This is a genomic window from Corynebacterium sp. KPL4072, from assembly GCF_037908395.1.
Lineage (GTDB): Bacteria > Actinomycetota > Actinomycetes > Mycobacteriales > Mycobacteriaceae > Corynebacterium > Corynebacterium kefirresidentii.
Window position 1 is genome coordinate 13,354 of the sequence record NZ_JBBMGE010000011.1, and the last position, 19,075, is coordinate 32,428.

A 19,075-nucleotide genomic window follows, 5' to 3' on the forward strand; every position below is an offset into this window, starting at 1 on the left:
ATTGCCCAGGTAATTTCATATCTTCGAGAGAAAAGGACACGTACGTGACTCCTCCCGCTCGCCGTGACGGCACACCGGATAAGAAGCAGCGAGACAGTGACATCATTGTCTCTAATGCTAAGCCGGCCCGTCACCAGCATGTGTCAAAGAAAAAGCAGAAGGCTACTGCAGAATCCGTAGCCCGAGAACTGGGCGCCGATTGGCTGGTCGATGAAGACAAGCCTAAGGGGGAACGTCTCCAAAAGGTGCTCGCTAAGGCAGGCGTTGCTTCTCGTCGCCACGCTGAAATCCTCATCGATGCCGGCCGTGTTGAGGTCAACGGCAAGATCATTTCCAAGCAGGGCGTTAAGGTAAACCCCTCTGTTGACGTCATCCGAGTAGATGGTGTGCGCGTCAATGTCAACGAGGAGCACGAATATTTTGTGCTCAACAAGCCGCGCGGCATGCAGTCCACTATGTCTGATGACCTGGGCCGCCCGTGCGTAGGCGACGTGGTTTCGGAAAAGGTTGCTGCTGGCCAGCGTCTTTTTCACGTAGGCCGCCTCGACGCCGATACCGAGGGGCTGCTTATTCTCACCAATGACGGCGAGTTGGCTAACCGTTTGATGCACCCTAAGTATGAGGTGACGAAGACCTACCTCGCAACTGTTTTGGGTGAGGCCGACCGGAAGCTTGTGCGACAGCTCAAGGAAGGAATCGAGTTGGAGGATGGCCTGGCAAAGGCAGATTTTGCGCAGGTTGTAGATACCAACCAGGGATATTCTTTGGTTCGTCTTGAGCTGCATGAGGGGCGCAAGCACATTGTGCGCCGCATGTTGAAAGAGGCGGGCTTCCCCGTGCAGCGTTTGGTGCGTACCAAGCTTCATACGGTGCAGTTGGGCGATATGAAGCCCGGTGGTCTGCGAGCTCTCAATTCCAGCGAATTGACTAGTTTGTATAAGGCGGTGGAGATGTAATGATTTCTAATATGCCGAATCAGGGCCTCATCCTGGCTGTGGATGGCCCTTCTGGGACTGGTAAGTCGACCACGTGCCGCGCCCTAGCCAAACAACTCGATGCAAAGTACATCGACACTGGTGCCATGTACCGTGTAGCAACTCTTGCCGTGTTGCGTAAGGGAGTGGACCCTGCGGATACGTCCGCGGTGATTGCTGCTACAGCCGATCTGCCATTGGAAGTTTCCGATGATCCAGATTCCACCGAGGTTCTTCTCGGCGGCGAGGATGTCGCGCGCGTTATTCGGGAAGACGAAGTCACTCGCAATGTCTCCGCCGTATCTGCCATTCCGGAAGTTCGGGAAAACCTGGTAGCCCTGCAGCGCAAGCTAGCCCGCGAGGCACATCGCGCTATTGTAGAAGGGCGCGATATTGGCACTGTTGTGCTTGCTGATGCCCCTGCTAAAGCATTCATGACCGCCTCTGCTGAAGTCCGAGCCCGCCGACGTCAGGCGCAGAACGCAAGGGCAGGAATCGCTTCAGACTACGAGACGGTACTCGCAGACGTGCAGCGCCGCGATGCGGCAGATTCTTCACGCAAAACCTCGCCGTTGCGCCCAGCAGACGATGCAACCTTAGTTGATACCTCGGATATGAGCCCTGAGGATGTCATACAGGCCCTGATTAACGTGGTAAAGGAGTCGGTCAATGACTAAGCATGATCCCCAGGAAGAGTCGGAGACTCAGTTCCATTACCCGGCCGGAAAGTTTGATGATGAGGTGGTAGAAGCCTCTCCTGGTTGGGCCGCTGATGACTTCAATGCCGAGGAATTTGACTATGAGTTCGATGACTCGGAATTCGGCGAGGCCGATTTTGGTGAAGAAACAGAAGGAGAAGAGCCGCTAAGCGAAGAGGAATGGGAGGAACTCTCCCGTGCTTTTGGTGTTGAGTCCGATGATCACACCGAAGAAGCTCTGTGCACGGTAGCCATTGTGGGTCGCCCTAATGTGGGCAAGTCTTCTTTGGTCAATCGTTTCCTTGGCCGCCGCGAAGCAGTGGTAGAAGACCACCCGGGCGTTACCCGTGACCGAATCTCCTATGTAGCGGACTGGAATGGGCAACGCTTTTTGGTACAAGATACCGGCGGTTGGGATCCGAACGTCAAGGGCATCCATGGCGCAATCGCTCGCCAGGCAGAGGTGGCGATGGAAACTGCTGACGTCATCGTCATGGTGGTAGACACCAAGGTGGGAATTACTGCGACGGATGAGGTCATGGCCCGCCGCCTGCAAAAATCCCCCGTGCCGGTGATTCTGGTATCGAATAAGTTTGATTCCGATAATCAGTATGCGGATATGGCCGAGTTTTATGCGCTGGGCTTGGGCGATCCGTGGCCGGTATCTGCTCAGCACGGCCGCGGCGGCGCGGATGTGCTCGATGAGATTTTGCGGGTATTTCCGGAAGAGCCGCGGCAGACCGCGATTACTTCTGGTCCGCGCCGCGTCGCTTTGGTGGGCAAGCCTAATGTGGGTAAATCCTCCCTGCTCAATAAGCTGACCAGTGAAGAGCGCTCCGTGGTGGATAATGTCGCGGGCACCACCGTGGATCCGGTGGACTCTTTGGTACAGCTGGATGAGCAGCTGTGGAAGTTCATTGATACTGCCGGCCTGCGCAAGAAGGTCAAAAACGCGCAGGGACATGAGTACTATGCCTCCTTGCGTACGCGCGGCGTTATCGATGCTGCCGAGGTCTGCATTATGCTTATCGACGCCTCTGAGGAGATTTCTGAGCAGGATCAGCGCGTGCTTAATATGGTGCTAGAGGCAGGCAAAGCCCTCGTTATCGCATTCAATAAGTGGGACCTCATGGATGAGGACCGCCGCTACTACCTAGACCGCGAGATCGATCAGCAGCTGAGCCACCTACCGTGGGTTACGCGTGTGAATATTTCCGCCGAAACGGGCCGCGCCCTGCAGAAGCTGGAACCTGCCATGATCGAGGCGCTGGAAAGCTGGGACCAGCGCGTGTCTACGGGGCAGTTGAATAACTGGTTGCGTGAGGCCATCGCAGCTAATCCTCCGCCGATGAAAAATAACCGCCTGCCGCGCGTTTTGTTCGCCACGCAGGCATCCACGCAGCCGCCGACGATTGTCTTGTTCACGACAGGATTTTTGGATGCGGCCTATCGCCGCTACCTCGAGCGCAAGTTCCGTGAGCGTTTTGGCTTTCATGGAACGCCCATCCGCATCGCAGTGCGAGTGCGGGAGAGGCGCGGCAAGAAGCGCTAGCAGTATGCCCGTTACGCTGGGATTATAGCATTCAGGCGAGCGATTTTTGCACTGAAAACGGTGTGAGAATTAGCTCGCCTGTCCGTTTATGTCCGTTCATGTGGGGATCGATAGGATATAACCAGTTATAGATCCTCTCGTGATGGAAGGCTTTGTATGTTAGCCAGCGTAATCGCGCCAGATTCAATTCTGGCCATCGTGCTCCAGATCATCATCATCCTTAGCGCCCTGCTCTTGGGCACTCGCTATGGTGGCATCGGGCTGGGACTAATCTCCGGCATCGGTCTGATGCTCATGGTCTTTGTTTTCGGCCTCGCCCCGGGCGAGCCTCCGGTGTCAGTGATGCTGACCATCATCGCAGTCATTGGTTGCGCGGCTACCTTGCAACAGGCCCGCGGGTTGGAAGTGATGATGCAATTTGCCGAAAAGTTCCTTCGCGCCCACCCAGAGCGCATCACCATCCTCGCGCCGCTTACTACCTGGTTCTTGACGGTCCTATGCGGTACGGGCCACGTGGTGTACACGATGTTTCCGATTATTGAGGACATTGCGCTGAAAAAGGGCATCCGCCCAGAACGCCCGATGGCTGTCGCCTCGACGTCGGCGCAGATGGGTATTACGGCCTCTCCAGTGTCTGTGGCCACCGTGTCCTTGGCGTCTATCATCGCGGAAAATGCCGGCGCTATCGACCACGCCTATTCCATCCCGCAGATCCTGATGGTGGCTCTTCCAGCGTCACTTTCTGGCGTCATTCTTGCCGCACTGTGGTCGCTGCGCCGCGGCAAGGACTTGGACGAGGATCCGGCATTCCAGGAGCGAATGAAGGATCCGGAGTTTGCCGAAAGCATCAACCAATCCACTGGGTCGCTTATGGATGAGGAATTTTCGCCGGAAGCAAAGCGTGCGGTAGTTATCTTCCTCGTCGCTATCGCCAGCGTTGTCGCCCTCGGCGCCTTTGAATTCCTTCGCCCGCTTGTTCCGGGAGATGATGGCGAGCTAAGCCCGCTGTCTATGAACCTGGTTATCCAAATGGTCATGCTGGTAGCCGGCGCAATTATCTTGCTCAGCTGCAAGGCAGACCCAAAAAAGATCGCTTCCACCCCGGTGTTTAAAGCCGGCATGACCGCAGTATTCTCCGTGTTCGGTGTGGCCTGGATGGCGGATACCTTCTTCGAAGCCCATATCGACGCTTTGGAATACAACCTGGGCTCCGTAGTGGAGGCCGCCCCATGGGCCTACGCCGTGGTGCTGGTCATCGTGTCTAAGCTGGTGAACTCGCAGGCCGCGGCCTTGGTTGCAATTGCTCCGATTGGCCTGCAGCTGGGCATCGACCCAGCCATCATCGTCGGTTTCTACGGCGCGGCCTACGGCTACTTCATCTTGCCCACCTACCCCTCGGACCTTGCCTGCATCGGCTTTGACCGCACGGGAACGACGCACATTGGCAAGTTCGTCATCAACCACTCCTTCCTGATTCCCGGCGCCATCTCGGTATTTACTTCCTGCGTCGTGGGCTCGCTCCTAGCGCAGATCCTGCTTTAATCCGACTCCCGTACCAGCACGAAGGCATCCGTGCGGTACGGGATGTGCAGTTTTTGTCCGGGCGTATATCCCAAGTGCTCGTAGAGGTACCAGTCCAGGTTGTGGGTCATGCGCTCATGGATGGCTTCGCCGTTGCGTAGCCAGTAAGACCGGGTATGCATTAGCTGGTGAAGTTGTTCCGGGGTAAGTTCGTGCTCCCAGGTCAGGCGGAGTTCTCGCTCTAAAGACCACGGCGCCGTATAGTCCGGGTAGAAACCCGGTTTATGTACATCGCCAGAGTGCATAATGCGAGAAAGCCGCAAAACCCATGGTTCGGCATTGACATCGAGCGTATTCCAGACCAAGAGGATTTTTCCGCCCGGCGCGAGGACGCGGTCAAGCTCTGCGCAGGCGGCTGCCACATCAACCCAGTGCCAGGTTTGGGCGAGGCAGGCTGCGTCTAAGGAGGCGTCGGCAAGCGCGGTGTTTTCGGCCGTAGCACGCAGGACCGGCAGGTGTAGACGGGAAGCGAGAACTCTCGCCATATCGGCGGAAGGCTCCAAGGCTATAACCCGCTCATTGGGAAGGGACTCAGTGAGCTTTCCGGTACCTGCACCTATATCAGCTACGGTGTGGGCAGGGGCGATAAGGGCAGTGACTTCGTCCGGATAGCCAGGGCGTACATCGTGGTACGTGCTAGCGCCGCGGCGGAAGGCTTGGGCGGAGGCGGTGCGTTGCGCGGCAGTGCGGAAACCGGGGCCTTGCTTCGTGGAGGCCTTGCGGTAGCTAGGAAAGTGACGGGGATCTGGGCGGCGAGTCGACATAGCTCATCTAACCTACCGCGAATTAGAATGGCTGCCTATGAGGACACTTCCCGCAGCATCAGATCCCAGGTGGCTGCTGAAGACGGTCTTTTCCCGCCCTGCTCTTACTGTGCCGGCAGCGCTATGCATGGTTGTGTCCTTTCTGCTTAACGCCACCACCCCAGTGATAGTGGGCCATGCCATCGATGAAGCCGTGGAGCAGGGATCCATCCACCGGCTGGGGCTATGGCTAGCGGTATTAGTAGCCGCATTCGGTCTTAATGCCCTAGCCGCCTGGTACGGGCGCGGGCTGAATGCCCGAGCCATGTTGGTAATTGGCCACGATGTCCGCATGGCCATCACGGATAGGATTCAAGACCCGCGTGGAATGGCGGGCAAGCCCCGCAGCGCCGGCGAGTTGCTGGCTATTGCCTCCACGGACGCTAGGCGGGTGCAGAATGCGGTGATGATGACGGTATTCCCCGTCGCAGAGATTAGCGCCATTGTGTATGTGGCTATCATGACCAGCCGCATCAATCTACCCTTGGGCATTGCCATTTTGTGTGGCGGCCCGCTCGTGGTGTCGGGCTCGGTGCGCGCGGCACAGCCACTGCGCGCCCGCTCAGGAATCCGCCAGGCGGCGTTGGCCAAAGCCAGTGCAATGGCCACCGATCTGGTGCACGGCCTTCGGATACTCAAAGGCTTGGGTGCGGTAGCAACGGTGAGTATGCGCTATGCCCAGGCCTCTGACACTGCCTATGAGCGAACGGTAGACGCCAATGCCTCCCAAGCGCGCCTCAATGCTGCTACGGAGATTTTGGGCTCGGTGTATGTCATTGCGGTGGGCCTTGGGGCAGGTGCGCTGGCAATGCATTCCACTATCAGTGTGGGTGAGCTTATTACGGTTATTGGTCTGACGCAGTTCGTCATCACGCCGATGACGATGTTGGGACGAAATATTGCCTCGCGCTGGGCAGCCGCGCAGGCAAGTGCTGCCCGCATTACAGCCGTCCTTGCTGCTCCCAGCGTGGAAGGCAAGAAACCGCAGCTTCCGGCCCTCGCCCCTGGAGTGAGCGTGGTGGCCGAGCCTGTCCCAGGTGATCTAGTTTTTCTGCCGCGGGAGCGTTTCCTTGTTGCTCCGCACGATACGCTGCTTTTTGAGGGAACCGTGCAGGAGAATATTTCTTCCGATAGCGCGGTTGCCAAACGGGCGCTTTACACGGCCGCGGGGGAAGATATCCCGGGTGGTTTAGATCGCGAGGTGGGGGAGGGCGGCCGGAATCTTTCCGGGGGACAACAGCAGCGCGTGGCGCTAGCACGAGCAATTGCGGCGGACCCTGCGGTCCTTGTTTTAGCCGATCCCACTACCGCCGTGGACTCGGTGACTGAGCAAGTCATTGCGCAGCGGGTAGCACACCACCGCGGTATAAAGCCAACACTCGTTTATACCGCTTCGCCGGCATGGACTGCTATGGGATCGAGGCTATGATGCGGTTTCCTACGGCTTCTTGGCGCCAGGTGCGCGAAGAAATTAGCCGGCAACTTTCCGACGTCCCCGGTTCGCGGCTGCAGGCTGCCGTGGCCCTTGCCTTACTCACCGCGGGCGCAAGCGCCAATGTAGCGATCCCGATCCTGCTGGGAAAGATTGTTGATGCCGTCATCACCAAAAGCGCAATTTCTACTATTGGCCTTTCGTTGATAGTGGTAGCCGTCGTCTCCGCAGTGCTCTCCGCAGCGGGGTTCTTTCTTCTCTCCCGCCTTATAGAGCGGGTGATTTCGGCTTTGCGTGAAGACATGCTGTCTACCGCTTTGCGCTTGCCCACACATCGTGTGGAGGAAGCGGGCACCGGGGATTTGGTCTCTCGCTCTACCGATGATGTAGCAGAGCTCTCGGCAGCGGTCACCGAGACCGCACCAGTGTTGGCCAAATCTGCTTTTGCCATCACCACCACCGGGGTGGCGCTGCTTAGCCTCAATTGGCAATACATACTGGTAATAGTTGCAGTTACGCCGCTATATGTAGTCGCCGCTTGCAGGTACCTGCACCGAGCCCCTGGCCGCTATGCCGACGAGCGTGCGGCCATGGCTGAGCGCGCGCGCAGGCTTCTTGAGGCGATACGAGGGCGAAAGACCGTGCGCGCCTTTGGACTGGAAGGGCAGATGCATGCCGGCATCGAACGTGCCTCCGCGCAAGTGGTAAAGGATGGCTACGCAGCACGTAAAACCATGATGGTTCTACAGCTGTGGATGACTGGCATCGAGCTCACCATGCTGTGCTGTGGTCTTGGGGTGAGTTTTTGGGCGGTGCAAACGGGAGCACTCACGGTTGGCGCCGTAACCTCAGCCATGCTTCTGCTCATCCGTTTGCGGGGCCCACTCATGGGATTGATGCGGGTAATCGACACCGTACAATCCGGCTACGCCTCGCTGTCTCGCATAGTCGGGGTCGTCGTTGACCCGCCGCGGGCGGTGCCGGATTACGGCGCTCCAGCCCCATACGGAGAAGCCGAAATGCGAAATGTGAGTTTTAGCTACGGCAACGGTGGCTGGGCTGTACGAGACATCAGCCTCAATATTCCTGCCGGGCATACGGTGGCTTTAGTCGGAGCCTCCGGCGCGGGTAAGACTACCGTGGCCGCACTTTTGGCTGGCTTGCGGGTTCCTGAGGAAGGAAAGGTCTTGGTCGACGGGGTAGAGGTAGCACTTCTTTCGGACGCTGAGCGCGTGGCGCGATTAGCCATGATCTCCCAAGAGGTACACGTTTTTTCAGGCACCCTCCGCGAGGATCTTTCTTTGGCTGCCCCTCAGGCAAGCGACGCACAGATGCTTCAAGCACTCGACCGGGTGGGCGCACGCTGGTTTGCGCAACTAGACGAGGGCCTAGATACGGTTATCGGCTCACAGGGAGTCCAATTAGATCCTGTGGCGTCCCAACAACTCGCGCTAGCACGAATATTGCTTTTGGACCCGAAAATCGTCATTATGGATGAGGCCACTGCGGAGGCGGGTTCGGTGGGAGCCGAAGCCCTCGAAAAGGCCGCCATCGAAGTCACCCGTGGGCGTTCGGCGTTGGTCGTGGCGCATCGGCTCGACCAAGCAGCACGGGCGGATAGAATCATCGTGATGGATAATGGCCGCGTGGTTGAACAGGGAAGTCACCACGACCTGCTAGATTATGGTGGCCGTTATAAGCACTTATGGGACGCATGGCAGAAGGGAAGACAAGGATGAACGCGAGGTCACTTCGGGCCGTGCTCGGTGCGGTAACTGTGTGTTTCCTTGCCGCTGCTGGCACTTCGTGTTCTAGCGAATCAACAGAGTCCCCGCACGCGGCAGAGACCACCAACACCGTTAACCTAGGAATCCCTACCTCCGCACCCTTGAACGGCCCTGAGCCGGGCTCTTTTAGGACGATCAACCTGCCTTCCGGGCGTTCCTTTATCCTCAGTGTGCCCAAAGACTATTCTGGGGATAAAAAATGGCCTATCGTCCTCGCCTTTCACGGGTGGGGTCAGTCTGCCGAAAACCTCCGTGGTTATTCTCGTCTTGATGCTGCAGATGCCATCATGATTTTCCCAGAAGGCAAGAAAAAGGCGTGGAGCCCCGCTCCATATGCCAAGACCTCGACAACGGAAGATAAGAAGTTTGTGCGGGAAATAATTGATGCGGTCCGCGCTACTTACCATGTCGATGATGGTCGAATTTTTGCCACCGGTATGTCTAATGGCGGCGGATTCGCTGCCTATCTGGCCTGCCAGATGCCCGATACCTTCAAATCCGTTGCCACCGTTTCCGCTGCCTATTATGAAGACATTCTGAAAAACTGTGCGCACTCTCCCGTCGGGCGGCTGGATATGCACGGCACCGTAGACCCTGTGGTGGGCTATTACGGAGGCACTCGCCACAAGACCAAGTACTACTCCGTGGAGTCCGTGCTGGAACAAGACCGCAAACGCAATGGTTGTTCGACCAAGGTCGATACCACCCGCTTGGTCAATAATGCGCTCGATATGAGGTGGAGTGGTTGTACCGCACCGCTCGAACATATCCGTATCGCCGGGGGTTCGCACGTGTGGCCTGGAGGCACGGCGGACGCGCACAACGAGGTAGGTAGGTTCTTCGCTACCGATCGCGTCTTAGATTTCTTCGGAATTCCTGGTCGTCCATCCGGTACCGCACAAACCTAGAACTGCTTAAAGACCTGAAAGGTAGCACCTGGAACCTTGCGCACCCTTTCCATGCAAATATCTGCAACGGTAGAAAAACCAGCGCGGTGAGCCGTGCTACGCGGGGAGGTAGGCTCCGGAATTTGCGCTAGATGGAAAGTCCTGGACCCCCCATCTTCGGCGTTGAGCTCTATAACCGCCTGCGCTGTGGTGCCGGACCCAGCAAAAAAGTCTAAGACGCGAGCATCCTTGCCACCACCAATGGACAGAAGGTGTTTAATCAGGCGTACCGGCTTTGGAAAATCGAAGATGCCCTCTATACCCATTGCTTCCTCCGCATCGCGTCGGCCGGTGCGGGTCACTCCAAAGCGCTCGCCGTCCAGGATCGAACGTGGGCGTGCTCCTACCTTCTGGTAGTTCTTGGTGTAGACAAACCCTCGACGGAAAACCAGCTCATCGTAGAACTGTTCCACCTTGTCGAGGCTCCATCGCCAGCGAGCGACCTTTTTCTTTCCCACCGGTTGGTCTGGCCAATACTCCTTTCCATCGGGCCCTGAAATAGGAAAATCTAGAGAAGGAAGGTAACCAAGGGTTTTAGAATCTAGGCGTACCAAGGAGTATTTTCCCTTGTCATCCTCATGGTTATATTTAGTGGAGGTATGACCTTGGATATCGATATTGAAACCGGGGTTGTCTGGAGTTCGGGCATAACACAGGATGTATTCGTGCTCTACCACGGCGTATTTTGCATCATTTTTGCCAGTACCGGCCTTCTTCCAAATCAATTGGCCGGCAAAGCATCCCTCGCCAAAAACCTCATCGAGAACCTTGCGGGTATTGGCTACCTCGTCTTCGCCAATGGAGACGAAGATGAACCCCTCAGGGGACAGTACTTCACGAGCCAAAATTAACCGGGGGAGCATCATCGACAGCCATTCCGAGTGCCATTCCGCATAGCTACCTGAACGCATCTGGCGACGTAAACGATAGTTATCGCGGTAGACGAAGTCTTTGCCCGTGTTATAAGGGGGATCGATATATATGACGTCGAAGACTTCCCGGCGGGCGGCTAGCTCTTTTAAGACTGGAAGGTTATCTGCGGCAAAAATCCTATTGAGGGAGTCACCCGGTGTACTAAGAGCAGAATCGAGCGGGAAATTCCGCGCCAAGGGCGTATGTGCGGCTTCTCGGGCTGCGTCTTTGCCTGGCCAAACTAAGCCAAAAAATTCCCCGCCCGTATCCGGGTGTGATGGGCGCGGTGGGTTAGCAGTAGCCATGGTGCAAAGCCTTTGTCAGGGGAGGAAACGTCAATATCGTCTAACGCTAGCATTCGCATGAATCTGGGCATTTGGTATTAGCCAAAATGCTGCCGCTGCCTAATAGCATGGGGCTTTGGAGTGCGGCTAAGCCAGTGGCCTGACATGGTCGTCAGGCTGTGGGGCCTCCATTTGTCATTCTGAGAAGAACTCCGTTACAGAGCGGAATTGCTTTTGGTTTAGCGGAAAAGAATATTTGGTCTAGTGACTCAATCGCTCGATTTGGTGGCATGGAGCTAGAAGTATCGGTACGTTGGGATGTGTTGCCGGACACGGCAATAATTAGACAAAGCTAGAACTAGAAGAAAGGATAACCACATGGGTATCTTCGATAAGGCCAAGGATGCACTGAACTCCGACAAGGGCGAAGAGTTCACCGATAAGGGCTTGGACAAGGCTGCTGACGCAGCTAAGGGCAAGCTGGGCGAGGACAAGGCAGACCAGATCGACAAGGCTCGCGACGCTGCTGATGGCAAGCTCGGCAACGAGTAAATAGCGTTCGCCTGCTAGACGGGTGAACAGTTAGTTTTTATTTTGGCCCCCAACCCGTCAGGGTGGGGGCCAAAATTGTATCGGGCTTGAACGCAGTGATCTGCAATAGGTCTATCCCAGTGATGTCACCTTTTTGTGGGTGAATTGAGCTATAAAATGGGCGAACCGGGCTGAATTTTTGCAGGAAATCGCTAGGATTATTTGTGTGAACAATCTTGAAGGCTCCGTCTCCCACGCGGGCTCCGCTAAGCAGCGCTTGCTGGAGCAGAGTGCTCGTATCCTGGCCAAGGGTGGGCGCGACGCTTTACAGGTTTGTGCTGTCGCGGAGCAAATCGATGTGCCAGTCGATGAAGCTAAGTCCTTTTTTGAAGACGACCACGACCTATATATTCAAACCAGCCGATTCCTGGATGAAAGAATCCGTGTGGCAGCGTTTAAGGCACTAGATAGGTTGCCGGATGATGCTGCGGCTATTGAGAAACTTCGTGAAGTAGCCAAGGTTTACTTTAACTTAGCTATTGAAAACCCGACCTATTTCGCTGCTTATAATAACTGTCAGACGGCGACGAGCTTTCCCAACTTTGAAGACGGCATTGAGCAGGCGGAAAGCTTCGACGCATTTCCTCCCATCTTCCGCTGGGTACTCGAGCACATGCGGGATGCGGCAGTTGCCGCACGGGGCGAGTTTAAGCACCGGCTGGTAGTTATCCAGTCGCTCTCTTTCTTGTGTGAGCTGCAGGGAATTACCCACTTGGCCACGTTTGGAATTATGCGACACCTTTCGCCGACGGCGAAGAAGCAGACCTTTAATGCTTGTCTTGAGACGTTGTTTTCCGGCTTGGAAATTTGCTTGCGCGACGGGCAGATAGCCCCCTTCGAACCAGAGGCGCTTTCTGGGGAACCGCCGGTCCCGTTTACTACTGCTGCAAAGGACATGCCAAAGTGCACGGCGGAGGAAAAGCGCGCAGCCATTTTCCGAGGTGCGGCGGAAGAAATCGTCTACAATGGGCTTCCTAATCTGCATCTGGGCTCAGCAGCTGCACGGGCGGGCGTAGATCTGCCAGATGCCGAGCATCTCTTTAACGGCGATTCTCACCTGTTGCGTGCTTTGGAAGAATCCTTGGATGAAGCTAATACGCTGGCAATCATGCGCCAAAACCAGGTTCTGCCTGAAGGCTCCCACGGACTTGCTTATATCAAGGCAACCGGCTTTGGGTACTTGGAATATGCGCTTGAGGATCCCATTGGGTTTGTTGCCCTCATTGAGGTCTCTAGCCGCTCAATCGTCCCCGTTTCTTTCGACGAGACCGGCGAAACTGAGCAACCATTTGATATGGGCAAGGCATTTACCTTCATCATGAATTTGGTGCGAGATGCCATTTCTGAGTCTAATGGACCACGTTCGCCGTGGATTCTTTTTACCCAGATTGCAGCTTTGTGGGCTTCCATCCACGGCCTCTCGCAGCTAAGTACCGTAGGGGCCTTGCGCTATCACTCGGCTAATTTCTACTTCAACCTGGCTTCTAAGGTGATGGATATAATCCTTCAGGGCATGGTTAATGTGCTCGAGCTAAAAAGGCCCGATTAGGCATATACAAGCAACAGGGGGATTTCAGCACCGGGGCCGCGTTTTATTAAAGCCAACCTTGTGCTTGCGCAATGGTCGCTGCCTCAAAGCGATTTTCAGCCGCGGTTTTAGCGATGAGCGAAGATACAATATTGCGTACCGTGCCATTGCTCAGGTGCACCTTGCGGGCGATCTGGTGAGTTCCGCTACCTTTCAAGACAAATTTTGCGACTTCCTGTTCGCGTGTGTTCAGTGGATTTTCCTGAATGAAAATGGTCTCTTGGGCGAGTGCTGGGTCAATGACCTTGAGACCGGAGTGCACCCGCCGAATGTCTTCGGCTAGTTTTTCTGGCGGGGTATCTTTGACTACGAACCCGGAAACTCCGGTCTCCAGCGCCCGTTTCACGTAGCCACCGCGGCCGAAGGTAGTGACTATGAGGCTGCGGCAGCCCGTGCCTTGCAGTTCAGCGGCGGCATCTAGCCCGTTCTTGCCGGGCATTTCAATATCCAGCAGAGCAACATCGACGCTATGCTTGGCGACGAGCCCCGCAACCTCCGCACCCGTTGCACACTGTGCCACAACGCTAATGTCTGGCTCTGTTTCCAAGAGAGCAACTAGCGCGCCTCGCACCAATGATTGGTCCTCAGCAATGAGAACTCGAATGGTTTCAGGCATCGCCTACACCTCCGTCGGTGCTAAGAGGAAGAAAGTCGTTGTCTCCGTCCATAGTAACCAAGGCGAGCGTGCAGTCATTGCGGCGCGTAAAAAGCAGCTGCCCGCCAGCTTTTGTCACGCGTTTGCGCAGACCACTAAGCCCTCCTTGGGGACGGAACAGGCTTTCTTCTGCACCGAATCCGCAGCCGTCGTCTGCTACCTGCAGTTGGTGGTCTGTCACTTGGACCCAGCAGTGGGTGGCACCGGAGTGCCGGACCACGTTGGTGGTCAATTCGCGCAGAGCCCAGGAAAATTCGGCGTCATAAAGGCCAGAGGCCTTAGTAGCCGAAGGCAAATAGGGCGTAATACCCGCGGTTTCGAGCGCCCTCCGGGCGGCGTGGATTTCGCCTTCAAAGGTGGGCATGCGCATCCGAGTCACTGTGGAGCGGACTTCCGCCAGACCTCGGCGAGAAAGCTCACTTACCTCTTGCAGTTCCTGACTTGCCCGCTGTGGATCCGTATCTATTAGCCGGCGCGCCAGCTCGGACTTAAGATTAATCACGGTAAGAGAGTGCCCCAAGAGATCGTGAACATCGGTAGCAATATCCTCGCGCTGGCGTGCCAGCTCCAATCGGCGTTCTAGCTCTGCGCGACTATCTTGACGCTGGGAAAAGGTGCCGAGCAGCACTAAAAATATTGGCCAAGCGAAAAGGACGATGAGGACCCAGCCGATATTTTTGGGCGTAAGGTACCAAGTGGCAGCAGCCACCACAGCCCCTGTAAGAAGGGTGAACGCTAAGCTGTGGCGCAAAGGAAGGTTAAAGCCGAGCAATGCCGCCAAGTACGGCGCAAAAATGACGGCAATGCTCCCGAAGAAGACAGTCGACAATACCGCGATGGCTGCAAGTGCAAACCAATACAGCCCGATTCGCTGCTCTACCCGCCATCCGCGGGGGTAGTAGCCTCCAGCGCCGAAAGCGAAGAAATAGACAAGACCGAACACTAGAGCGCACGAAAGGGCCCCGGTTTGATTAGTAAGGGTCATCCCCGGCGCGGCAAAAGTGCTCCCCAGTCCGGGAATGAGGAAGACTAACCACACACTGGCAAAAAGCGCACTTTTGAGGCTGAAACCGCGGAATGGCTCTCGGAGAGATGACATCAGCGCCGAGCTTTGTCGCGGGAGCGTAGCAGGAGACACGCGGTCAGGAAGATTGTCGTCCATACCGTGAAGTTTAGCCACGCCATCCACAACGGGTGCGTAATCGTGCCTTCATCCCCGTTGAGAAACTGGCTTCCTTCTGCCAGAGGCCACTGGGCTAGTACAGCTGGACCGAAAAGGGGAGTGAAGCGGCCCCACTCCATTAGCGGCTTGGTCAGCGGTGTGAACACATTCGCCGCGAAAAGAAAAAGAACAACAGACGTCGAGGCGATTGCGACGGAGTTGTCGGTGGGCAACGCCATTGCCCACACCAAGCCATAAAAGCCCAAGGGAATGGAAACTAGGAGGCAGGAAATGAAGCTTAAGATCCACTGGTGTGGCTGCATTTCCGCATGTGTAGCGGCGCCAGTCAAATATACTGCCGTAATGGGTAGCAGGGCTTGAAAGCCTATGGATATGAGGTTTGCCCATAGCAGCTGGCGTGAGCGTAATGGAGTAAGCGCTAGTTGGCGTGCCCACCCAGTCTTGGCATCGGTGACGGCGGAGCCAGCGGCTGCAACGGAACCAGCGACGCCGCCGTAGAGTGCCATGCTGATCATTTCTAAGGCAGCATAATTACCTCCTTTAAAGGGGGTATCGCCAAAGTCCATCATGGCGCCGAAGAGGAGATAGAAAAACACCGGCAAAATGGTGCTGAAAAATATCGGGGTGAAGTTTCGACGCAGGCGCAGCAGGTTATGGGCAGCAAACCGCAGGGTTCGTGCAGTGGTGGTTGCAGGTTTAATCGTCATGGGAGATTCCTTGTGTAAAGGTTTACTGGAAGTGGCTGGTTAAGGTTGGGGCGCAGTCATCGCTAAAAATGCGTCCTCTAAGGAGCGGTTCCGAATTGTGATGTCGCGCGCCGAGGTGTGGTTAAGGAGGTATCTTGCAAGCGCATCAGAGTCACTGGTTACCATGCGGGCGTAGTCGCCAGACTGGGAAATCTCGGCAGAAATCGGTAGCTCGTCTGTAGAGGGGACTGGCCCTGCGAACTTCGCCTCGACAATGCGCTGGGCCGACTGCTCGCGAAAATCCTGGGCGCTTGCATCCGCACGTAGTTTGCCTTCATGAAGGAGAATAATCCTTTGCGCAAAATTGTCCGCCTCCTCCAGATAGTGGGTGGCAAAGACAATAGTTCGTCCCATCTCTGCCTGGCGGCGCATGGTGGTCCAGAATTCGTGGCGAGCATTAGCATCCATTCCTGCAGTAGGCTCATCGAGCAAGAGAACGTGGGGATTGCCTAAAAGCGCGAGGGCGAAGCGTACACGCTGTTGTTCGCCACCAGAACATTTGCCCACCTTTCGGTGAAGGATCCGTGTGAGGTCGGCTTGTGCGGCTATATCCCCGACTGGCAGTGGATGTGGAAAGGTGGCGGACATCATCTGCAGGGTGTCAAGGACTGTGAGCTCGGGTAGGAGGCCGCCGGTTTGCAGTACGGCACCGATTTCTGAGCCTTGGACGGCGGCCCGTGGGGTGCGGCCAAGCACGGCAATGTTGCCTGCGGTGGGGGTGGTGAGCCCTAGGATGAGGTCAAAGAGGGTGGTTTTACCTGCACCATTGGTGCCTAGGAGCCCTACGATCTCGCCTTGGGAGATACTAAATGAAACCTCGCTCAGCGCACGGACTGGCTCTGAGCCCCTCGTGGTGAAAGTTTTACTCACTCCGGAAACTTTTATGGCTGGTGTGTGTTTAGCCCTTAGGTCTGTCGTGCTCATACCTGAAAAGTATCCGGGGCCAGCCAGAATAGTGAATAGGATCTGTCATGAAATTTTCATGACAAGTGTCATGGTGCGATAGGCTGGGTGAGTGCTTACTACTCTCGCAGCGGCCGCTGGGCTATTTGTGGCCACCAATATCGATGACATTGTAGTGTTGTCCCTCTTCTTTGCCCGTGGTGCTGGGCACAAGGGTACAACTGCCGCAATTTTGACGGGCCAGTATCTCGGTTTCCTCGGCATACTGGTGGCCTCTTCCGTTGTCGGATTGGGCTTCAACGCCGTTATACCGACCGATCTCATTCGCTACTTTGGCCTCATCCCGTTGTTATTGGGCCTGTGGGCGGCGTGGCAAGCATTCCGAGGTGAGGATGACGATGAGGATATTTCCGGCAAAAAGCTGAGCACGCTGGCGGTCGCCGGAGTCACTTTTGCCAATGGAGGGGACAATATCGGCGTATACGTGCCCGTTTTTACTACCTCTACGCCGGCCGAAGTAGCAGTTTATTGTGCCGTCTTTCTTGCGCTTGTAGCCCCACTTGTTTGGGCGGCGCGGTTTGTGGCAACCCGGCCAGGAATCGCCGAAGCGCTGGAGAAGTGGGAGAGTGTGCTCTTTCCCGTGGTGCTCATTGCGCTGGGAATCGCGATTTTGCTTGCAGTATAAGAAAAACCAGCACCGTGTAGGTGCTGGCTGCTTTTTGTCGGGCTAACAGGATTTGAACCTGCGACCCCTACACCCCCAGTGTAGTGCGCTACCAAACTGCGCCATAGCCCGCCGTCGCACTGTGCGACTCATCTAGATTACATCAGTAGGATTCTACTGTGAAATTTGGGGTGTAACCTGCGTTAAAGCTCGCCGGTGGAATACACCCACGTACCGTCGAAGCGGCGGAACGAGGAACGTTCGCGCTGCGAACCGACAGCTGCTCCCTTATAAAACGCCTCAAATTCCACTACGCCGGAACTATCCATAAGGCCGCCGCCTTGGGTATCTAGGATATCGAGGCGGTAGAACCTAATGGGGGAGTCTGCCAAGTCGAGGGCCTCAGGTCGAGTGACAGGATCCCACGTGCGCAGCAAGTACTCCTCGTCGCCGGTAACAAAAGCGCTAAACCGGGAGCGCATGAGCGCTTCTGCGGTGGGCGCATTGCTACCGGCATGGTACTTGCCGCAGCACTCGCCGTAGGAAAGGCCGGTGCCACAAGGACAGCGGCGCGAGGAGTCATAAGCAGGCATTAGTGTGCGTCCACGATGGTGACGTTGCCTAGCATGCGCTCGACATCAGTATCCTTCGCGGCAGAGTGCAAAATTGATACCTCTTCCGCTGAGAGGTTACCGGCGAGTTCGATACGGCGCTCGAAGCTGGCAGGGCCGGTTTGGATGATGCTCACATGGACGTCGTCAAGCGCGAGCTTTTTGCCGGCCTCCTTGATTGCTTGGGTCGACGCCGCGGCGAGGGCAGACATAAGAAGGCCCTCGGCGGTAAAGCCCTTGCCCTTGCCGCCGTTCTTTTTAGTGCGGTCGGCGCTAAGGCTATGGTCATTGTGGCGCACGACCACGCCGAATTTGGTGCCGGTAGCCGGCTGCGCAACAGCGGCGTCGGTACCTACTTCTTCCGGCGTGTAATCGGGAACGATAAATTGCTCGGCCCATGCCCCGATGAGGTCCGCTGCACGAGCGGCCGTACCTTGCTTGGTGAGCAGGTGGTCGGCCTTGTCGAGGGAGACCAAGGACTTGGGGTAGCGCGTGAGGAGGAAGATATTCTGCGCATTATCGATACCCACGGTTTGGTCGATGGGAGAGTGCAACACCATCAAAGGCTTGCGTAGCTTAGGCAGATATTCCTCGGGGTTGGTATCTGCCAAGTCCTCCAAGAACTTGCGGGAGATGATGAGCCCGCGGCCGCCGAGGACGACTTCTACTTCACCATTGGCGTCGACCTCGCCAATCTTATCCGCGTAGTGAAGCACGGAGTGGGCTGGATCAAACGGGGCGCCGAGGGTAGCTACCGCTTTGAGGGACTTCATGGTCGTAGCTGCCTTCAAAGCGGCGGCTCCGCCCAGCGAGTGGCCCATCAGCAATTGGGGTGCAGAATAGTGTTCCGTCAGCCACGCGGCTGCGGCGTGGATGTCATCGACGTTTTGGCTAAAGGTAGTATCGCCGAATTTACCGGCGGACTGGCCCAGGCCGGGAAAATCAAAGCGCAGCGTGGCGATGCCGAACTCGGTGAGCTGCTTCGCGGTGCGGGCGGCACCAGGGGTATGGCGGGAGCCGGCGAAGCAATGGGCAAAGATGGCGTAGGCGATCGGGGGAGAATCCGGGAAGTCGATGGTTCCAGCCATCTCAGTACCCCGGCTCGAAGGCAGCTTTACATTGACGGATTGCATGAGAACTAGAATAACGGGCCTCTTTCCCGCA

Annotated in this window: 18 protein-coding genes and 1 tRNA gene; 10 read left to right on the top strand and 9 right to left on the bottom strand. The window is 56.4% G+C overall.

Annotated elements, in window-relative coordinates:
* Positions 1-44: 44 nt before the first annotated feature.
* The 4 genes from WMP97_RS10875 to WMP97_RS10890 all read left to right on the top strand — a co-directional run bounded on the left by WMP97_RS10875 (position 45) and on the right by WMP97_RS10890 (position 4,766).
* Complete coding sequence (locus WMP97_RS10875; protein WP_005329503.1) at positions 45-956, top strand: pseudouridine synthase; 912 nt, start codon at positions 45-47, stop codon at positions 954-956.
* Positions 956-1,651 (top strand): (d)CMP kinase, encoded by a 696-nt coding sequence (gene cmk / locus WMP97_RS10880; protein WP_340440494.1) that lies wholly within the window; start codon positions 956-958, stop codon positions 1,649-1,651. Before WMP97_RS10875 ends, cmk begins: the two co-directional genes overlap by 1 nt.
* The gene (der, locus tag WMP97_RS10885) at positions 1,644-3,224 is read left to right on the top strand and encodes a ribosome biogenesis GTPase Der (protein ID WP_086589034.1); all 1,581 of its coding nucleotides are present in this window, start codon (positions 1,644-1,646) and stop codon (positions 3,222-3,224) included. The genes cmk and der overlap by 8 nt, the downstream gene beginning before the upstream one ends.
* A 156-nt stretch (positions 3,225-3,380) precedes the next feature.
* A complete protein-coding gene (locus WMP97_RS10890) occupies positions 3,381-4,766 on the top strand; it encodes an anaerobic C4-dicarboxylate transporter (RefSeq protein ID WP_340440495.1) in 1,386 nt (461 codons plus the stop codon).
* Here WMP97_RS10890 and WMP97_RS10895 read toward each other — a convergent pair.
* Positions 4,763-5,569, bottom strand: a complete 807-nt coding sequence (locus WMP97_RS10895; protein WP_340440496.1) for a class I SAM-dependent methyltransferase — start codon at positions 5,567-5,569, stop codon at positions 4,763-4,765. The genes WMP97_RS10890 and WMP97_RS10895 overlap by 4 nt on opposite strands.
* A gap of 37 nt (positions 5,570-5,606) precedes the next feature.
* Here WMP97_RS10895 and WMP97_RS10900 point away from each other — a divergent pair, with 37 nt between their 5' ends.
* The 3 genes from WMP97_RS10900 to WMP97_RS10910 are packed head-to-tail and all read left to right on the top strand — an operon-like array spanning position 5,607 to position 9,735.
* A complete protein-coding gene (locus tag WMP97_RS10900; protein WP_239206085.1) occupies positions 5,607-7,037 on the top strand; it encodes an ABC transporter transmembrane domain-containing protein in 1,431 nt (476 codons plus the stop codon).
* Positions 7,037-8,779: an ABC transporter ATP-binding protein gene (locus WMP97_RS10905; protein WP_023021597.1), complete on the top strand. Its 1,743-nt coding sequence runs from the start codon at positions 7,037-7,039 to the stop codon at positions 8,777-8,779. The genes WMP97_RS10900 and WMP97_RS10905 overlap by 1 nt, the downstream gene beginning before the upstream one ends.
* Positions 8,776-9,735 (top strand): alpha/beta hydrolase family esterase, encoded by a 960-nt coding sequence (locus WMP97_RS10910; RefSeq protein ID WP_023021596.1) that lies wholly within the window; start codon positions 8,776-8,778, stop codon positions 9,733-9,735. Before WMP97_RS10905 ends, WMP97_RS10910 begins: the two co-directional genes overlap by 4 nt.
* Here WMP97_RS10910 and WMP97_RS10915 read toward each other — a convergent pair.
* Positions 9,732-10,991: a site-specific DNA-methyltransferase gene (locus WMP97_RS10915; protein ID WP_301732088.1), complete on the bottom strand. Its 1,260-nt coding sequence runs from the start codon at positions 10,989-10,991 to the stop codon at positions 9,732-9,734. The two genes, WMP97_RS10910 and WMP97_RS10915, sit on opposite strands and share 4 nt — an antisense overlap.
* 357 nt (positions 10,992-11,348) lie before the next feature.
* On the opposite strand from WMP97_RS10915, the gene WMP97_RS10920 reads away from it, so the two are divergent.
* Both WMP97_RS10920 and WMP97_RS10925 read left to right on the top strand, forming a co-directional pair.
* Positions 11,349-11,522, top strand: coding sequence for an antitoxin (locus WMP97_RS10920; RefSeq protein ID WP_023021594.1), 174 nt, complete (start codon positions 11,349-11,351; stop codon positions 11,520-11,522).
* A gap of 205 nt (positions 11,523-11,727) precedes the next feature.
* On the top strand, positions 11,728-13,110 hold the full coding sequence (locus WMP97_RS10925) for a hypothetical protein (protein WP_340440497.1): 1,383 nt from the start codon (positions 11,728-11,730) through the stop codon (positions 13,108-13,110).
* A 46-nt stretch (positions 13,111-13,156) separates the two neighbouring features.
* Here WMP97_RS10925 and WMP97_RS10930 read toward each other — a convergent pair whose 3' ends face one another.
* The 4 genes from WMP97_RS10930 to WMP97_RS10945 all read right to left on the bottom strand — a co-directional run bounded on the left by WMP97_RS10930 (position 13,157) and on the right by WMP97_RS10945 (position 16,657).
* Positions 13,157-13,765, bottom strand: coding sequence for a response regulator transcription factor (locus WMP97_RS10930; RefSeq protein ID WP_200287529.1), 609 nt, complete (start codon positions 13,763-13,765; stop codon positions 13,157-13,159).
* Positions 13,758-14,747, bottom strand: coding sequence for a sensor histidine kinase (locus tag WMP97_RS10935; protein WP_239206077.1), 990 nt, complete (start codon positions 14,745-14,747; stop codon positions 13,758-13,760). Before WMP97_RS10935 ends, WMP97_RS10930 begins: the two co-directional genes overlap by 8 nt.
* A gap of 155 nt (positions 14,748-14,902) precedes the next feature.
* A complete protein-coding gene (locus WMP97_RS10940) occupies positions 14,903-15,694 on the bottom strand; it encodes an ABC transporter permease (protein ID WP_200287528.1) in 792 nt (263 codons plus the stop codon).
* Positions 15,695-15,733: 39 nt separating this feature from the next.
* Entirely contained in the window at positions 15,734-16,657 is a 924-nt protein-coding gene (locus WMP97_RS10945) for an ABC transporter ATP-binding protein (RefSeq protein WP_340440498.1), read from the bottom strand.
* A gap of 91 nt (positions 16,658-16,748) precedes the next feature.
* On the opposite strand from WMP97_RS10945, the gene WMP97_RS10950 reads away from it, so the two are divergent.
* Positions 16,749-17,321: a cadmium resistance transporter gene (locus WMP97_RS10950; RefSeq protein WP_023021591.1), complete on the top strand. Its 573-nt coding sequence runs from the start codon at positions 16,749-16,751 to the stop codon at positions 17,319-17,321.
* Between the two features lie 37 nt (positions 17,322-17,358).
* Here WMP97_RS10950 and WMP97_RS10955 read toward each other — a convergent pair.
* The 3 genes from WMP97_RS10955 to WMP97_RS10965 all read right to left on the bottom strand — a co-directional run bounded on the left by WMP97_RS10955 (position 17,359) and on the right by WMP97_RS10965 (position 19,044).
* Positions 17,359-17,432: transfer RNA gene (locus tag WMP97_RS10955), tRNA-Pro, on the bottom strand.
* 71 nt (positions 17,433-17,503) lie between these two features.
* The gene (locus WMP97_RS10960; RefSeq protein WP_023021590.1) at positions 17,504-17,893 is read right to left on the bottom strand and encodes a YchJ family protein; all 390 of its coding nucleotides are present in this window, start codon (positions 17,891-17,893) and stop codon (positions 17,504-17,506) included.
* Positions 17,893-19,044 (bottom strand): bifunctional alpha/beta hydrolase/OsmC family protein, encoded by a 1,152-nt coding sequence (locus WMP97_RS10965; RefSeq protein ID WP_340440499.1) that lies wholly within the window; start codon positions 19,042-19,044, stop codon positions 17,893-17,895. The genes WMP97_RS10960 and WMP97_RS10965 overlap by 1 nt, the downstream gene beginning before the upstream one ends.
* Between the last annotated feature and the right edge of the window lie 31 nt (positions 19,045-19,075).

Excerpts from the sequence above, each read along its gene's own strand:
- cmk (WP_340440494.1), top strand. The coding sequence starts at position 956 with ATGATTTCTAATATGCCGAATCAGGGCCTCATCCTGGCTGTGGATGGC.
- der (WP_086589034.1), top strand. The coding sequence starts at position 1,644 with ATGACTAAGCATGATCCCCAGGAAGAGTCGGAGACTCAGTTCCATTAC.
- WMP97_RS10890 (WP_340440495.1), top strand. The coding sequence starts at position 3,381 with ATGTTAGCCAGCGTAATCGCGCCAGATTCAATTCTGGCCATCGTGCTC.
- WMP97_RS10895 (WP_340440496.1), bottom strand. The coding sequence starts at position 5,569 with ATGTCGACTCGCCGCCCAGATCCCCGTCACTTTCCTAGCTACCGCAAG.
- WMP97_RS10900 (WP_239206085.1), top strand. The coding sequence starts at position 5,607 with ATGAGGACACTTCCCGCAGCATCAGATCCCAGGTGGCTGCTGAAGACG.
- WMP97_RS10905 (WP_023021597.1), top strand. The coding sequence starts at position 7,037 with ATGCGGTTTCCTACGGCTTCTTGGCGCCAGGTGCGCGAAGAAATTAGC.
- WMP97_RS10910 (WP_023021596.1), top strand. The coding sequence starts at position 8,776 with ATGAACGCGAGGTCACTTCGGGCCGTGCTCGGTGCGGTAACTGTGTGT.
- WMP97_RS10915 (WP_301732088.1), bottom strand. The coding sequence starts at position 10,991 with ATGGCTACTGCTAACCCACCGCGCCCATCACACCCGGATACGGGCGGG.
- WMP97_RS10920 (WP_023021594.1), top strand. The coding sequence starts at position 11,349 with ATGGGTATCTTCGATAAGGCCAAGGATGCACTGAACTCCGACAAGGGC.
- WMP97_RS10930 (WP_200287529.1), bottom strand. The coding sequence starts at position 13,765 with ATGCCTGAAACCATTCGAGTTCTCATTGCTGAGGACCAATCATTGGTG.
- WMP97_RS10940 (WP_200287528.1), bottom strand. The coding sequence starts at position 15,694 with ATGACGATTAAACCTGCAACCACCACTGCACGAACCCTGCGGTTTGCT.
- WMP97_RS10945 (WP_340440498.1), bottom strand. The coding sequence starts at position 16,657 with ATGAGCACGACAGACCTAAGGGCTAAACACACACCAGCCATAAAAGTT.
- WMP97_RS10960 (WP_023021590.1), bottom strand. The coding sequence starts at position 17,893 with ATGCCTGCTTATGACTCCTCGCGCCGCTGTCCTTGTGGCACCGGCCTT.
- WMP97_RS10965 (WP_340440499.1), bottom strand. The coding sequence starts at position 19,044 with ATGCAATCCGTCAATGTAAAGCTGCCTTCGAGCCGGGGTACTGAGATG.